The 15,585-nt window shown below is 59.8% G+C and carries 14 protein-coding genes; 10 read left to right on the plus strand and 4 right to left on the minus strand.

Going from position 1 to position 15,585, the window contains the following annotated elements; all coding sequences use genetic code 11:
• Positions 1 to 149: 149 nt before the first annotated feature.
• The 3 genes from ACFRJ8_RS18875 to ACFRJ8_RS18885 are packed head-to-tail and all read left to right on the plus strand — an operon-like array spanning position 150 to position 3,573.
• Positions 150 to 1,214, plus strand: a complete 1,065-nt coding sequence (locus tag ACFRJ8_RS18875) for a tyrosine-type recombinase/integrase (RefSeq protein ID WP_377987841.1) — start codon at positions 150 to 152, stop codon at positions 1,212 to 1,214.
• On the plus strand, positions 1,211 to 3,154 hold the full coding sequence (locus tag ACFRJ8_RS18880) for a tyrosine-type recombinase/integrase (RefSeq protein ID WP_377987842.1): 1,944 nt from the start codon (positions 1,211 to 1,213) through the stop codon (positions 3,152 to 3,154). Before ACFRJ8_RS18875 ends, ACFRJ8_RS18880 begins: the two co-directional genes overlap by 4 nt.
• On the plus strand, positions 3,151 to 3,573 hold the full coding sequence (locus ACFRJ8_RS18885) for a DUF6262 family protein (protein ID WP_377987844.1): 423 nt from the start codon (positions 3,151 to 3,153) through the stop codon (positions 3,571 to 3,573). Before ACFRJ8_RS18880 ends, ACFRJ8_RS18885 begins: the two co-directional genes overlap by 4 nt.
• Positions 3,574 to 4,155: 582 nt before the next feature.
• On the opposite strand, the gene ACFRJ8_RS18890 is transcribed toward ACFRJ8_RS18885, so the two are convergent.
• Positions 4,156 to 5,094, minus strand: coding sequence for an endonuclease/exonuclease/phosphatase family protein (locus ACFRJ8_RS18890; protein WP_377987846.1), 939 nt, complete (start codon positions 5,092 to 5,094; stop codon positions 4,156 to 4,158).
• Positions 5,095 to 5,276: 182 nt separating this feature from the next.
• Between ACFRJ8_RS18890 and ACFRJ8_RS18895 the strand changes: the two genes are divergently transcribed.
• On the plus strand, positions 5,277 to 6,275 hold the full coding sequence (locus ACFRJ8_RS18895; RefSeq protein WP_377987848.1) for a GIY-YIG nuclease family protein: 999 nt from the start codon (positions 5,277 to 5,279) through the stop codon (positions 6,273 to 6,275).
• 30 nt (positions 6,276 to 6,305) lie between these two features.
• Here the strand turns inward: ACFRJ8_RS18895 and ACFRJ8_RS18900 are convergent, their stop codons facing one another.
• Entirely contained in the window at positions 6,306 to 6,695 is a 390-nt protein-coding gene (locus ACFRJ8_RS18900) for a hypothetical protein (protein WP_377987850.1), read from the minus strand.
• Between the two features lie 418 nt (positions 6,696 to 7,113).
• Here ACFRJ8_RS18900 and ACFRJ8_RS18905 point away from each other — a divergent pair, with 418 nt between their 5' ends.
• Positions 7,114 to 7,959: a hypothetical protein gene (locus ACFRJ8_RS18905; protein WP_377987852.1), complete on the plus strand. Its 846-nt coding sequence runs from the start codon at positions 7,114 to 7,116 to the stop codon at positions 7,957 to 7,959.
• A 784-nt stretch (positions 7,960 to 8,743) separates the two neighbouring features.
• On the opposite strand, the gene ACFRJ8_RS18910 is transcribed toward ACFRJ8_RS18905, so the two are convergent.
• On the minus strand, positions 8,744 to 8,899 hold the full coding sequence (locus tag ACFRJ8_RS18910) for a hypothetical protein (protein WP_377987854.1): 156 nt from the start codon (positions 8,897 to 8,899) through the stop codon (positions 8,744 to 8,746).
• A 1,055-nt stretch (positions 8,900 to 9,954) separates the two neighbouring features.
• On the opposite strand from ACFRJ8_RS18910, the gene ACFRJ8_RS18915 reads away from it, so the two are divergent.
• The 3 genes from ACFRJ8_RS18915 (at position 9,955) to ACFRJ8_RS18925 (ending at position 12,469) form a co-directional block, all read left to right on the plus strand.
• Positions 9,955 to 10,455, plus strand: a complete 501-nt coding sequence (locus ACFRJ8_RS18915) for a hypothetical protein (protein WP_377987855.1) — start codon at positions 9,955 to 9,957, stop codon at positions 10,453 to 10,455.
• Positions 10,456 to 11,060: 605 nt separating this feature from the next.
• Positions 11,061 to 11,585 (plus strand): AAA family ATPase, encoded by a 525-nt coding sequence (locus ACFRJ8_RS18920; protein WP_307463322.1) that lies wholly within the window; start codon positions 11,061 to 11,063, stop codon positions 11,583 to 11,585.
• Positions 11,586 to 11,728: 143 nt separating this feature from the next.
• The gene (locus ACFRJ8_RS18925; protein ID WP_377987925.1) at positions 11,729 to 12,469 is read left to right on the plus strand and encodes a phosphotransferase; all 741 of its coding nucleotides are present in this window, start codon (positions 11,729 to 11,731) and stop codon (positions 12,467 to 12,469) included.
• A gap of 255 nt (positions 12,470 to 12,724) precedes the next feature.
• Here ACFRJ8_RS18925 and ACFRJ8_RS18930 read toward each other — a convergent pair whose 3' ends face one another.
• Positions 12,725 to 13,105 (minus strand): hypothetical protein, encoded by a 381-nt coding sequence (locus ACFRJ8_RS18930; protein ID WP_377987857.1) that lies wholly within the window; start codon positions 13,103 to 13,105, stop codon positions 12,725 to 12,727.
• A gap of 968 nt (positions 13,106 to 14,073) precedes the next feature.
• On the opposite strand from ACFRJ8_RS18930, the gene ACFRJ8_RS18935 reads away from it, so the two are divergent.
• Both ACFRJ8_RS18935 and ACFRJ8_RS18940 read left to right on the plus strand, forming a co-directional pair.
• Complete coding sequence (locus tag ACFRJ8_RS18935) at positions 14,074 to 14,406, plus strand: PadR family transcriptional regulator (protein WP_377987859.1); 333 nt, start codon at positions 14,074 to 14,076, stop codon at positions 14,404 to 14,406.
• 101 nt (positions 14,407 to 14,507) lie between these two features.
• Positions 14,508 to 15,368: a hypothetical protein gene (locus tag ACFRJ8_RS18940; RefSeq protein WP_377987861.1), complete on the plus strand. Its 861-nt coding sequence runs from the start codon at positions 14,508 to 14,510 to the stop codon at positions 15,366 to 15,368.
• Positions 15,369 to 15,585 lie beyond the last annotated feature (217 nt).

Here is a 15,585-nt window from a genome sequence, read left to right on the forward strand (position 1 = left end):
CGGATTCGAACCGACGACCCCCGCTTTACAAGAGCGGTGTTATCCCTAGTCGCAGTTGAGCATGTAATTGACGGCGGCCTTCCGAAAAATGTCGTCCAAGGGTCTTACGATGACATCTAAATAGCGAGGCTGTCATCGAGGGGGATGAAGTGGCACGGATTGCAAAGGTTGATACACCCGAAGGTTGGGCCGTGTTGGATGCAAGAGGGGTGCCGATAGCAGAGGCGACGGCCTTCCTCCGGCACCTGGAGTCGATCGAAAGTTCAAGACACACGATCAAAGCCTACGGAACGGATCTAGCGCATTTCTTCACGTTCATGGAGACCTCCGGCGTCATGTGGACTGCTGTGACCAATGAAGTGATGGGCCAGTTCATCAAGTATCTGAGGACTCCCAATCCGAAACTCATCCGCCCATCGAACCCGCATGGAGTCCTCTCGGCTCGCAGCGTCAACCGTTCCCTGGCCGCGATCTCGGCGTTCGCCCTGTACCTTTTCGACTCGGTCGGAGATCCTGTCTACCCACACCTCCTGAAGTCGGCGCGGCGAACGAAGAAGCGACATTCCGAGGCGGACACAACTCAGGTCACCGTAGGGCCGAGGCTAAGCAACGAACAGAAGGACCTGAAACTCCTCACCCCCGAAGAGGCTCAGCGCATCATCGGTGCCTGTTCGAGTCTCCGCGATAAATTCCTCTTCTCGCTCCTGAACGAGACCGGCATGCGCATTGGTCAAGCGTTGCTACTCCGCCACTCCGACGTGAGAGTCCCGGATTCATACATCAGGATCCTGCGCTACGATCCCCCTCCAAATGCGAGCGTTGAAGAGCGGAACAAGTCATGGCGGTATGCTGCCGTTCCAGTTCCGCCAGGGTTAATCCGGCTGTACGCAGCGTATATGCACACGGAGTACCGAAACATCGAGTCCGACAGCGTATTTATCAACCTGTGGAGCGGGAAGATCGGCCATCCGCTAACTTACAAGACAGTGGAGAAACTCGTGAAACGCGTCCAGGACAAAACCGGTCTGAAGAGTTGGAGCCCGCACGCTTTTAGGCATTCATATGTTACTCGCCTACTGAACGCGGGCGTTGCGATGGAGACGGTCTCCTACTTGATCACGCACAGTTCGATCGTGACCACGATTGATACCTATAGCCATCTGAATGTAAACGACGTCCGCAGCCAACTCGACGCCGCAGGAGTGTGGAAATGAACGCCGAACAAGCGGGAAAGATGAGCTCGTTCGCCGAGCATATCGCCAGCCAGTTAAAGGAGCCGTTCCTCTACGACCCCATACCGCTGGACCCGGAAGGTCAGTATTCGCACAGGCAGTGCTCTGTGGACGGGTGCGATAGGAGTTCCCGCGCCAAGAGTCCCGTCCTGTGCCGGTTGCACAGGCATGCCTACATAAACGCCGCGGAGCCACCGCTCAGTGAATGGCTTGCCACCCAACAATCTCTCTCCGTTACACGCCGCCGTGGCTCCGGTAGCAGTTTCAACCTTGCCGCGGTCGGTCGCCTCTCCATCAGGAACGAACTTGCGTATGGGCTGATGAAGCGGGGGGAACGAGGGAGGGCCTCGGCGCCTGACGTAGTACTGCGTCTGGCACGCGAGCTTGCATCCCGCCCCATTGAATCGATTCTGGATGTCCGCTACGACGAGGAAGAAATTTGCAAAATAGCCGCAGCTTGCGGCGGGTACAAAGATACTGCAAAGTCATTCCTTCTAGACACCTTAGATGAGCTGTGTATCCTCGCGGAGATCGAACCAACCCGTCGGTATCTTGGTATTGCAGCGGCCGGGGGAGGCGTCTTCGTCAACCTCAACCAGATTAGCAGTGACCGGTTTCGTACGTCCTTGACCAAGTGGGTTGATTACCGCACCAACATTGAACTTGGATCGCCCTCATATCTCCAACAGGTCGTCGCTGACATGGCCCTATTTCTTCAGTGGCTTGGAGAGCAAGGAGTGGACACTTGGGTAGGAATCACACGAGAACACCTGCTCAAATTCTCGGGATACGTTCGACAAATAAAGCAGCCGAACGAAAAACCTTACGCGCCAGCAACCGTTTCTAGGATCGTAGGATCCGTTTCCCTATTCATACAAGAAGCGACAATGAACGGATGGGCTGACATTCCGCCCGGGACTCGCTGGCTGAGCAGTGAACGGCCAAAGGTGCCCGACAACCCTCCGCGACTGATAGGGCGCCAGACGGTGGCTCGGCTCCGGGACCCTGGGAATCTTCAACTCGTCGAGAATCTTGACCTCCGCCTCATCATTCGCATAGCCGCGGAGACAGGCCTACGTCGCAAAGACATCGTCGTGGGATTCCAAACTGACTGTCTCATGGACGTAGGCGAAGACAAATGGTCCGTACGATATTCGTACTCCAAGGACAAGATGAATCCGAGCAGGACGATTCCCATCACGCCGGCGCTTGCGGATGCAATAGCCGAACACATCGCCTACAAACAGGAATCCTTACCTGGCACGCGGAACCTGTTCGCGAGAGACTCGGACGATACACCACTGACATTGACGCTTGTTAACAAGGAACTCACCAACCTCATTCAAAAGCTAGACATCCGGGACTCGTCAGGTGAGCACATAAAGGTAACGCCACACATGTTCCGGCATCAAAATGCTACCGATTGGCTGAACGACGGAGTTAGTCTTCCAGCAATCCAGAAGTTACTGGGCCACAAGAGCATCACTTCAACCGAAATCTATGCTCGCATGTCGGAAGAAAAGGCGCGCAGCGAATGGGAGAAGTCCAGGGCCGTCAACTACCTGGGTGAACTAGTGCCGGACCCCAGTGGGGACATAGCAGACGCAGCCTGGAGTCATGCATTCCTCGGCGGGGCCACCCAGGCATTGCCAAACGGCCGGTGCGGCATGCCGTGCGGGGAGACGTGCGAGCACGCAAACGCCTGTCTCTATTGCCCGCTTTTCCTGACTACTCCCGAGTACCTTCCCGTTCTCCGCGAGGAGCGAGACGACGCCGAGTCCATGATGAAGCTGGCGGAAGCCGAGGGATTCCAGCGGATCGTCGAGCGCAACAGGAAACCGTTCATCGCGCTGACCACTCTGATTACGAACCTCGAAGAGCTGGAGAGCCGACAGGTTCACACTGAAGGAAGTGACAGTTGAAGGACGCGCTGGCCCAAGCGGCCGCGGACCGGTCCAAGAGATCGTTGGAGCGTGTCAATCGAGCGGTGGCCGCGATGGATTCCCGCGGAATCAAGATCTCGCTTCGGGCGGTTGCCGCCGAAGCTGGTGTTTCTCGGAATTTTATATACACCACCCCTGAAGCTCTGGAACGAGTCAAGTCGGCTAGAGGTCGAAGTGAGGGCAATCGTGTGAGTAATCTGCCAAAGGTGGGTCCCCAGAGAGGTAGTTCTGACGAGTCAATTCGGATGAGATTGGCTGCTGCCTTGGCTGAGATCGACGAGCTAAAACGCGAAGTAAAGCGCCTGTCGGACAAGAATACCGATTTGGTTGCGGAAGTAATTAACCTGCAGAATCCGTTGCCTAAAAATGTCTCCCCCATGCGCCGAAGGCGCTTTTGAGCACCTACGTCGTAGTCAACGGTGCGGGTCAGCCCTGGACGACGTACTCTGCCCAGCTAAGGAACCCCATACCGGGATGGCGACGAAGGGCTCGGATGCCTGCTCGCGATCCAACAGCGAACATCAAGACCCCGAGCCGAGTGTCGTCTCCTTTCCCGAACCTTGCGCTCCCGCTGGGTATCTAGCCCTGAGTCCAAATATCGCAAGAATCCTGTGCAGCACGTGTCAGAAACCGTCAACCATGGGTTCAAGATCATTCCAGGTGTCGGCCCTTCCTCTACATGTCGGTTCTGGGGCAAGTGGCAGCATGGGCGGATGAGCTCACCGTTGGTCGCGCAATTCGAAGAAGGTCGTCGTAGCTGGCTAGAGGCCATAGTCGCCCGGATCGTTGACAGCCGCGTCGAAAAGACCTTCGCAAACAACGGGGAGAGCCTCTCTCCACCGCTTTCCGCGTTCGATCCGTCAACAAACATGCCTAGACGGGCGCTATGAGCGTAACGGGCAGCACCAGCGCCGGGAGCCACACGACACCGCCTGCTGGCTCGACTTTTAGCTATTCGGCAGCCGGTGGCTCGGGACACGTCAGGCCAGCAGGAATTCGCACCAGAGAGGGTAGTGGTCCGAGATCCGCCAGGACACCTCGCTGCGTGTAAGGCCCTGGAAGACGTGCGGGATGAAATCGAAGGTTCCGGCCCGTTGCCCGTAGTCTAGGCCCTTCAGCATGGAGGCGCCGTCGGGCTTGGAGAACCACGCGAGCTGGTCGTAGAAGTGCTTGGTCTTGTCGTCGTCGAAGATGGTCCGCGGCACTGCGTTCAGCTCCGTCGGCGGCCAGAGGCCCGTAGAGACGAACGCTTCGTAGAGCGGGTCGCCGATCCGGTCCAGGTTGAAGTCGCCGAGCACGATGAGGTTCGAGTTCCAGTCGTTGGGCCGGACCGCCCAGTCGTGCATCCAATGGGCGAACTCGGTGATCTCCGGCAGGCGCTCCGCAGCCTTCTTGCCCCAGAGGATGTGGACGGAGGCGAGGGTGAACTCCACCCCCGCCCTGGAGAAGCTCGCGGTGTACGGCGTGCGGGCGAACTGTCGCTGCGGGTCAACCCCGATCGGGGGCAGCACGATCTCCCCGACCAGGCCCGAAGGCTGGACCCGCGTGCTGTCGTACAGAAACGCCAGGCGTTCACCGTTGCCGGCTGCCCCTTCGGTCGCGTCGGAAACGATGGCCTGCCAATGCGGGCCGAGGCGGGTCAGGAGCCGTTTGAGGGCCGCGGGGTTTCGGCGGGATTCCTGGACGGCGACGACATCGAACCGGGAGATCACCTCGGCCAGGCAGGCGACGGCGTGCCAGTCCCGCTTGGGTGAGTCTTTGGGTCCGGCCACCCATTTGGCGGTGAGGTCACCGAGCGCGCGGATGTTCCAGGTCCCCACGAGGAGGTTCGCCTCAGTCTTGATGGGGATGACACCGGCCAGCGCCACCCGCAGCCGGTCCAAGTCTTCGGTTACCGCCGTCGGCGGCTGCTCAGTCATGCCCGTGGCCTTTCGTTGACGTGGTCTTTGATCAAGAAGCTACACGGAGACCGGCTCCGTTCCGCATGCTTGCACGAAAAGTCAGCAACCGCCGGATTCGCGCCTGAACCGCCTGGACTGCAGAAGGGCCTCATCGGGTTAGAGTGTCCCAGACCTCCCCATCAGTAAAGGATCCCCGACCCATGAGAGCCACCAAGCAGCCTTCGTATCCAAGCTGCGAGCACTTCGGTGATCAGCTCCGCGGTAGCATGTTCGGTCACAAGATGACGAGGGAGCTGTACGCGTACCCGAACCGGAAACCCAAGGCGCGACCGAAACGCGAGCTCTTGGGTGAGGATCTCTGGAATGACTCCTCATGGTCGTATCGCGATGAGGGGCACACGCAGCATTCGGACGCCTACCTGTTGGTGCAGCGCGACGCAGCCCTGGTGAACTTTGACTTGTCAATGAGGTACTTCGCCTCTCTCGACGCGGACGAGTTCGAGGCGGCGCTGGGGCACGTCCTGACCAAGGGCCGCACGTTTAAGCCAGTCCAGTCGCTGGCGGATTGGGACGGTGTGGCCGGCGCGTACGTGATGGTCTTTGACGAATACAAGCAGTTCTACATCGGTCAGTCCACCGACATCCGTAAACGCGTCAAGCAGCACTGGGCCAGCCGAAAACCCTTTGACAGAGTGATCTACCCAGACCGATACGAGACGGTCTTTCCAGTCGATGAGCTGCGCGATTTGGACACGACACGGATCTTCGCTGCCCGGAGCACGAACCCGTACGCAGTGGAGGAACGCGCTGAGAAGGCAGCGGACCAACGCTTCTGCCTGAACCGCATGCCCGGCGGCTTGGCCAGCCCGGTGACGTTGATGCTCAGTTCCATCGACCCCCGCCGGCGCTCCAACGGGGTGGCTGGAGTGCCGCTGTCCTGGGACGACTACGACCGGGCGTGGGACGGCGTCGCAGATGTGATTGCCCGAGAGAGATCTTCAGACGGCCTCGGTCTTGTCGCCGAGCTCGCAGGCATGGATATGACGGTCCATTCCGTCACGCGTAAAGACGGCTCCCTGTTCATGTGGTCGAGGAGGGACGCGATCGCCGGCGCCACTGCCCGTGGTGAATTGGGTGTCACGGAGTTCGCTGCATTCCTCGAGGCGATGGGGGAAACAGTCATCTGGCCAGAAGACTGACGGCCTGACCCTGCAGAAACGCTTTGCTGCCTAGAGAGCTTTTTTTGCGAGAGCCTTGACGTCCGGTGGCGTTGAGCGTCCCAGCCGTTCATCAAGCGTGGTCCGTAGCCGGGCGGCCGCAACCTGGACGCGGCGCTGGGCCGGCGCCATCTTCCGGGCCCGCAGAAGGACGGTATGCGGGGAGGGTGGGGCTGCTGATGGACCGGTAGTGGAGATCTGGATGCCTATCGCTTCGAAGACCGGCAACGCCTCTCCCAGCTGTACGCACGGGTTACCGGCTTCGAGGGCCTCGACGCATTCCTGGCTCACGCCCGACAGGTCGGCGAGATCTTCTTGCGCGATCCCCTTCTCCAGCCGGTGTGCCTTGACGGCGTCTCCGACTTCCTGGGCTGTGCGGTACCGCGACATTCGGTCATCCATGATCGTTCTCCTCGAGACAGCGGCATAGTGGCGTATTACCACTGTGGCACCGGACCGCTGAACCGGGAAGGAGCCGGGAAACACATCACTCTGGCTCGAGCCAGTCCGTCGTACTCCCCTAGCGGCGGCCCTCTCGTCGCCCTGGTCACCGGGCATCTCGGTGAACGATCGCCCTCCAGGCGAACCCGCCATCTAGCGCTTGCCATGGGCGGATCAGAAACGGTCGTTTATGCCACCCCTCCTCCGCCGCTGGTGATCTGGCCGAACCGGCCACAAGGTTGTGTTGCAGTTGGGACACCCCGGATCCTTTTGGTCGAAGCAACACCCACTTGAGGGATTTCTTCGATGCATCAACGGTTCAATTCGTCTGAGGAAAACGGTTTTTGGTCGGGGATGCCCTCGATGGTTGGATTGGGTCATGAAGCGATCGTCGTTCGAATCCGAGTATGCAGATTCAGTCCTGCCGACATTTCAGGGTGCCCCAGCCACACATGACGCGGTGAGAATCGGCGCGGATGTGGAGACTCCATGGACGCAGATGTCCGATCTTTTGGGGAATACGGTGCTCCAGGCCGTCCAGAGCTTCTACTTGGCAAAACGGTCCATGCAGTACTTCAGTGATCTGCCGGACGACGACGATCGGGTTGGTCGGGCGATCGAGGACATCAACGAGCGGTTGATGCGGATGGCGGTGCTCGACATCGCCGCGCTCAACGACGGCGGACTATCGTTCAGGGACCCCGAGAACACTCGGGTGGCGTCACTGCCCACAGCCCATCGACGTATGAAGCGGCATTTGACCGACGCCAACGCGTCCGCTGCCGAGCTGGATCAGCTAAGCGAACTGCAAACTGACATCAACTGTGATCTTTACATGCCGTTGCTGTACGTCCGCCACCTCCGCAACAAGTGGGCGGGGCACCCGTCTCTGGATCGTCGGTTCGATGCCTGGGCAGATGCCGACAAGGAACTGTCGGTTGCTACGGTGGAGGCAGCCTTGGCGCGGCTGGTCAACAATGCCCGCGACACTGCATTGTTCGCCTCCGAGAGTCCTGCTCTACAGGACTTTCGCCAGCCTCCTGCGGTAGCGAATCCCGACGGTTCTTGGCCCATGGAGGTTAAGCTGAGCAACGTCGTAGTCTGGGCGGACCTCATGCGGGTTTCCGCCGGTGACCAGGTTCGCGCCCTCCGTGCTCAGATCACAGGCAAGACCATGCTTGAGCGATTCGCCCACACGGAGGCTTACCGAGGTAAGCAGTACTAGGAATGCGTAGTAGGGAGGCGCACCGAGAGCTGGTCTAAAACGGTCGTTTTTGATGCGACCGCATTGCTGGAACCCGGCAAGGCCTTGCGGTGCTCGCGCTGACATGGACATCGTGGGCTTCCTATGTTTCCGAGGCTCAACATGCGAGGCTTCATGTCATGGAAAGGCCAGTGGATTCCAGCAACGGAACTATTGACAGGCTGCGCTTCGTCCGAACGCCTGCTGCTCTGGTTTGCCTCACGCTCGCTACCGCCGGGTGTACGTCTGAAAATCCGTTGGCTACTTCCCCCGAGCCATCAGCGACCAGGACTGAATGTGCGTCACCGTCACGAATTCTAAAAAGCACCACCAACGGTACCGAAGTAGAGGGTTCGTCCGAGGACGGAATCACGTTGTATGGACAGGTTCAGTCGGAAGGATTCCTTCTGGCCTCCAAAGTTGAAAAGAAGATTGTTTGGCGCATTAGCGGATCAGGCCAGCCGGCCGTGACAGTGACCCGTCCCGGCGGTGACGAATCGAGTTTGGCGTGGGGTCCTGAATTCCACTCATCAAGCAACTATGCCCGCCCCGGAGACGAGTACGGCTCTGCTCTAGTGCTTGACGAGCCAGGATGTTGGGACATTAAGTTCACCAGGGACGCTCGAACTGCCATTGTCCGACTGCAGGTAGGCACGACACTTAGCCCATAGTGGGTTCCCCATTCGGGATGGCTGAAGTGGGCGGCCTGCGGATTTAGTTGCCACGGTGCCTGCACCATGGCGGGGCCTTGAAGCGAAAGGCTTGGCTACTGCCCGGGACGGTTGGGAACGTCGGCGTCCCAGGTCAGGTCTGCTCCCTCATTCAGGGGCAGCGCTTCGATGGCGGGGTCCCGCACTAGTGCCGATACGAGTTCATGGCTGCCGGCGACCACTGTGGAGTCGAAGTCTATTTCCGTCACCATGACCCAGCTTCTGTCCGCCGGCCATAGGATGCTCGGTGACTGCGGGAATTGCGGGGAATGGTGCCAGGGCACTTGATTCGCCCACCCGGGGTGACGGTAAAACTGTGGCGCAGCATTGAAGAGGTAGTAGGCGCGCCCCGGCAGGTTCAGTGTTTCTCCGTTGACCACCTCTGCCGGTAGCAGGCCCGAACCAGGTCCGCTTTCCAGTGCGGCAGAATCGGAAGTATTTTCCACGGGCGTCCAGTCGTCTGAAAAAGTGAACTGGGCATAACCGATGGAATTTGTCAGGCCTCCCCATCCTTCCCATATGGCGGACACGCCCTTGGTTGGCGTGGAGGTGTGTTCACAGAGGCGGGCAGCCACTGCTGCCAGTGTGTCCGGTGCGAGGTTGCCGGTTAGGGGTTCCGAATAACGCCAGCCCTCGCTGTCCAATATTTCCTGCCGGCTCGGTGCTTGCCCAAGGAGGCTCGGTGCTTGCCCAAGGAGTCGGTGGAATTGGGCCAATGGGTGCATCTTGGTCCCGAACGCACCCGCCACGACAGACCAGCGGACCTGTTGCTCGTCGAGGGGGAAGACGTCCGTTCGGGGATGTCCGTGCCAGGAGCCGGTGTCCCGGGGGCGGTCCCGCGGCACTGGATGGAAGATCCTGGCGTAGGCGGGGAAGCCCCGTGGCACGACAGCGTGCATGTCATGCCACACGGTATCCATCAATGGCTTGAGCCATTCACCAGGGGCAGCATCGGGCAACGATTCCATGGCGTCAGCCTAGTCGCCGGACGAGCACTCCAACCCCGTCTCTCCTTGCCACCCATGTACCGCATGGGGTTCCTGGAATGACCACCGTGCTACAGCTCGACGTCGTTCCTGTATTGGTTGTTGAGGCTGCCACGTACTCGTGCATCAAGGACAGGACCTCGCACGGAACATGCTCCTGTTACAGGGTATGGAGTCGGTGCGATGCTGAACGCATCGCGGTCGCGTGGGCTGTGGCCGACAGGGGGTAGCGGGAGATGCAGTGGAACACGCTTACGCCAGGGACTCCTTGGCCGCATGACATGGTGATCTCAGTAGATGATCATCCCTTGTCGCTGAATCTACTGCTGTTCGTTCGGCACGCCTGGTCAATTACGCCGGACGTCGATATTCCGGTACTCATCCCAGCCCCGAACCCGGGGGCGTCCGAAATGCCAGTGTCTGCCAGCAGTGAAGAGTGGGCTGATCGCTGGCACATCGCTTGGGAGCGGGCATGGGACTGGTACAACATTCAGGAGCCGGACCGGATGAAGCACCCCACCCAGGAGCTCATGCGGCAAGTTTTGCGGCCGGGGCAGGAACTTCATCCGCTCATACCGCCGCTTCGGACCACTGAGTACGACTGGGACGGGCTGGATAGCGCTGCGACCGAAATTAGGTCAAAACTCACAGACTCCTGGCTGAAGGATCGCGTCAGATGCCGCAGGAGCTTCAGGAACAACCTTCCCGGTCCAGAGCCATCCCAAGCGGAAGTAGGTGGAGTTTTCCGGGGACTGGGAGAACAACAGGAGTTGTCGCAATGACAAGGTTCCGGCGGCCCTCCGGCCCGCCAGCATTGAGACCTAAGGGAGGACGAGACACCTCAAAGGATTGTCTGTGACAATCAAGTTATGGCCGAGGATTATGAAATGGCGTCGTGGAGCCTTCGTCCGGGGGCTCCGGCCTACGCCCGGATCACTCTGTGGGCGCTAGGTCTCTTCCGCCGCCCGGGGTCAGCGACCTATGGAGCATTCTCTTCGGACGACGTGTTTCGGATGAATCCTGTTGAACGAGTTCTAAAGCAGCGCGGTCACTCACGAGGATGGTGTGGCCCGATCGAATCTGATGAGGGCCCACTTCGTCCTTCCTGGACCAGCGGCGATTAGATTTGAACCGATATAGGGGTTTCCCTAGGCAATAGAGCGGGAAGGCCGTTACCCCGATCGTGAGGCAACGGCCTTCCCATATTTGTCTCCGCCCTCGCGGCTGGCACCACACTTCGCTCAAAGGAATTGGAGCAGGTGGGGCCAGCTTTGACCGTCCCGGCGGGGCCACGAATACTTGACACACTCAGCGGTGCGGCGCCCGGTAAAGGATCGGCTAACGGGCGGGCCGGGAAGGAAAACTGTTTGCCACTAGAGTTCGGTCCATGATTGTTTGGCTCAACGGCACCCACGGGGCGGGAAAGACGACGACGAGCACGCTCGTGCAGCAATTGCTGCCTGACGCGCGCGTCTTCGACGCTGAGAAGGTCGGTGAGATGCTCATGGACATCAAGCCGGGACTTCCTGAGACCGACAACTTCCAGCACTGGGAGCCGTGGCGAAGGCTTGTTGTCGAAACCGCTCGGCGCGTGCTTGAGTACACCGGAGGCACACTCGTGATGCCGATGACTGTCTTGGTCGAGAGCTATTGGCGCGAGATCAGCGATGGTCTCACCGAGCACGGCATACCGATCCAGCACTTCGTGCTCCACGCCGACCAGGCCACGCTCCGCGACCGTATACAGAACGACACAGACCTCGGCCCCTCGACATTCCGCTTCGCGTACTTGGAGCCATACGCCGAGGCAGCTCATACCTGGTTGCACAATGAAGCCGAGGTCATCGACACCACACACATCACAGCGGACCAAGCCGCGCAGCAGATCGCGGATGCGGTGCTTGATCGCTGAGAACGCGGAACGTCCGGCAGCTTGTGTCCGCTGAGAGATCCTCCTTCGGAACAGTGGAAGGAACCCGGTCTGTAGGGAATGGCCATCGTGGAACCGCCCGTCTGGGTTCCTGTTTGTAGGATCAAACGATGGTGACAGCTGCAATGCACGTTCAGGTTGAGGCGTGGTGTCTTCGCGCGCTCGGGCACGGCACGCTCACGCAGTTGCGATCCGACGCCGGCGGCCAAATGTCCAGCCTGTTCCGCTTCGATTCCGACGAGCGGGGAACCGTTGCAGTTAAAGTCCGGCCAGATTCCAGGGACAGAATCAGCCGATGCCTTCAACTTCAGACGATCGCGGCCGATGCCGGTTTCCCGTGTGCCCGGCCCGTGACAGACGCGGACAGGCTCGGCCCCGGGATGGTGGTCAGTGCTGAGTCCTGGCGGCCCGGCGGTCAGATGCACGTCGATGAAGACCTGCCGTTCGCTGGTCGATCGGCTTCGCTCCTGGCGGACCTGGCAGGAATCCTCGAATTGCAGTCTCCGACCGGCCTTGGCACACCTCCGCCGTGGATGCATTGGAATCCCGTGACGGGTAGCTTGTGGCCGCCAAATCCAGTTGTCGACGCCATGGACCAGGCGCGCGTACCCGGCCACGTGCACGCAATTGCCCGCACCGTTTCCGATCGGCTCTCCCGCGCGACGCTTCCGCTGGTTACCGGCCATGGTGACTGGGAGAGCCAGAATCTTCGCTGGGAAGGCTCCAGCCAGCCCGTGGGCAGTTCACGACTGGGACAGCCTCGTTGCCCTTCCGGCAGCGGCCATTGTTGGGGCAGCATCGGGAGCATTCGCCAGCACCACCGCCCCGACACTTGCGTCCTTGGAAGCTTCGGAAGAATTCATTAATTGCTATGAACGGGCAAGAGGGCAAGCCTTCACCACTGAAGAGCGTGAAGTTGCTTGGGCTGCGAGCCTCTGGCCGGCGCTGCACAATGCCAGGGGCGAGAGCCTGTTCCAATCCCCGCCTATCGCATTGCAGGCGCTCACCCGGCAAGCATCTGAAAGGCTCCGACGGGCTGGCGCCAGCTAAATCGTTCCCGCAATATGACCCCGGAATGGTGCCAGTCTGTCGCCCCGCCAGCAGTTCTGTGAGGCGCAACCCTAATGAGGTGCGACAACGATCTGAACGTCGTCTTCGTAGAGAACCCTTCCTGGATCATTCGAATAGCGCACCCGCCAGCCGACGCCATATCGGTGGAGGAGATCCGTGTAGAACTCCACTCCAGTCAGCAGATGCGCGGCCGTGCGCTTGAACCAAGACTGGGCTGACGGGTTGGTTGCACGGTCGTAGACGGATCTGTCCACCGTCGAGGGGCCCGTGTATGCGGTGTTGTAGTGATCGTTCGCGCTACGCCAGGATGCCCAGTCCTCGGCGCTGAGTCTCCCATCCTTGGCCAAGCCGTTGGCGAGAGCGAAGATGCCTGGGTGGAGTCCGCGGCCGTTGGGCATGCTTGCCTCATAGCGCACAAACTTCGTTTCCATGGAGCCCAGCCAATCATCTGTGCTCGTGTGTAAGGCCGGATTTGGCTCAGTGTCGCACGAACGTCCCGCTCAACGTTCGCCTCACCCACTGATCGCTAGGCCAGCGAAAAGGACGCACGATGCATGGTCGTTGCAAGGCAACGGGCGGCCAGGGTGACCCATCGCCAACACAGGGATTCCGTGTTTCACTTCTCTGTACAGGAGGTTGTGAGTTGGCTCAACAGGAATCGCCACGTCTAATAGCTGCGACCAAGAACCACCGCCTCGTGCGTCGAGTGATCGTTAGCTTTGCGTGTGCAGTATTAGCAGCCCTCCTGACGGTCCCGGCAGGATCCGCCGGTCATTGCAGCTCTGGTGACGCAGAGTGCACCATCTACCCGGTCAACGCCGTGGGCTTTCCAACTGCTGATTCGATCTGGATTCCTTTCGCCCTAGTTGCGGGGATCCTCGCCTTCACGATCATTGGATGGTGGAGGAAGTTTTCCAACAGTCCAAGCTGACTTTCCGATAGCGCTGTCTGGGGTAGTCCGCCAGATGAAGTCGATCCTGACGAGTCTGGCGTAAAGCCTCGGGAACCGCGCCCGGTGAAGGTAGCTTTCCCGCTGGGCGGCGCTCAGTCCTCGCCGCCAGAGCACATTCTGGTCCTCACCTGTCGGAAGGCCAACTTTCTGCCCGGTCATGGTTCCCCATACGGGCGTGTAGCGAGTCGTCCAGACGAGTGTGGACATTCCGTGCAGACGACTTCGAAAACTGACAGCCATAAGCGCGACGATTTCGAGCAAAACAGGTCAAAACTCATCAACGTCAGGTTTTCGACCATGTGATATTCGATAACGGTCGTTTTTGAAACCAGGACACCTTCGTGACCGCGGTGAATGCGCTCGGCAGCCCGATTCCGCGACACGCCGAGGGTGATCGCTTGAATATGTAGATGAATTGAATATCTTGACGGAATGAATAAACGTCAGATGCGAGAACCCACATTCCTGATTTTGTCCGTGTTGGCGCAGGGTGCCTCGCATGGGTACGCCCTACTTACTGAGACCAAGAAGCTCTCGGCCGGCCGGGTTACCCTGCAGCCGGGGACGCTGTACACAGCCCTTGAACGGTTGAAGGAGGAGGGCCTGGTTATCGTCGCCCGTGAAGAGATCGTAGACAGTAGGCTTCGCCGGTACTACGAGCTAACGGATCTCGGTGCGGACGAGCTGGGTGGGGAGATCGCACGTCTGGAGGCCAACGCCAGCGCCGGGCGGGCCTCCTTAAGGATCCGCTCGGCCCAGCTGGCGGGAGGTCTGGCATGACTGTGAGGACTGATGCTCTGGAGCGCACATACAAGAGGGTGCTCATTGCCTACCCGTCCAGCTGGCGGAATCAGTATCGGGACGAACTCTTAGGGGTACTGATGGACGTTGCCCGGAGCCAAGGCCGGACCCGCCCGCGTGCGAAGGAACTGGCGAATCTTCTGGTCAATGGCTTACTCGCCCGCCTCATGCTCATCGTCGGCACGATCCCGCTGGACCGCCGCGTGCGGGTGGCAGCCGGGGCCACCGTTGTAGGAGCAGCTACAGCGGCCTCAATGATGGTTCTGGGCGAACTCGGACGATGGTTCCGGTGGAATGGTTACGAGGGTGCCGGACTCTTTGACCCCTTCACCACAGCCGCTTCCCTCATCTATCTCCTGTCTCTTACGGCATTTCTGGCGACTCTTCTGCGTCATCGACGGATCCGTGTCACAGCGCACGTGTTGACAACCGCCGCCTGCCTGGCGCTGCCCGCCATTACGGACTGGACTGGTACCACCGTCGCTCCCGAATGGTACGTCCCCACTTTCTTTGCAGCTGCCAGTGTCCTCAGTCTCCTGGCGGATCCCGGCCTCTTCGTCACCCGCGTTTCGGTAATGGCGTGGGCAGCACCTGCATTGGCAGTCGTGGCAACGCTGGCGGCCTACAGACGCGGCGCGGGCGCGCAAGACAGTTTCTATAACCCGGCACACAACCGTTACGACCAATTCCCGCTCTGCGTATTTTTTGCCATCGCGCTCCTCCTCGTCACGGCAGTCTTCCTGAGCAATAAGGCAGCGCTCCCGTGGGTGACATACCTTGTCGTGTTCGCACTTCCGGTGCCTCTGGGATACATCGGAGTTGCCAATCTGAACCAGCCGGCTCCCTACTTCATTGGATCAAGCATCGCTGCAGCTCTCGCGGCCTGGTTCGTCACAAAGTATCCGCTGCTGCGCCCCAACAATTCCAACCCCGTGAGCTAGCCGGACAGTGGTTTGCCAGAGGGTATAGGTTCCGACCCCTCACCTACAAAGGCGTCAAACCATCATTGTTCAGCGCTACGCCCTAAGCTCCTGACGCCGAGACGTGCGGGGACCATTGGGGGTGGCCGGGCGGCGGATGTTTTTGGTTTTGAACACCGCGACCCCCACGCAGAAAATGGCGTTTTACCCCAGAAGAGGCGAACAGACACACCCCCAA

The organism is Arthrobacter sp. NPDC056886 (assembly GCF_042788715.1).
Lineage (GTDB): Bacteria > Actinomycetota > Actinomycetes > Actinomycetales > Micrococcaceae > Arthrobacter.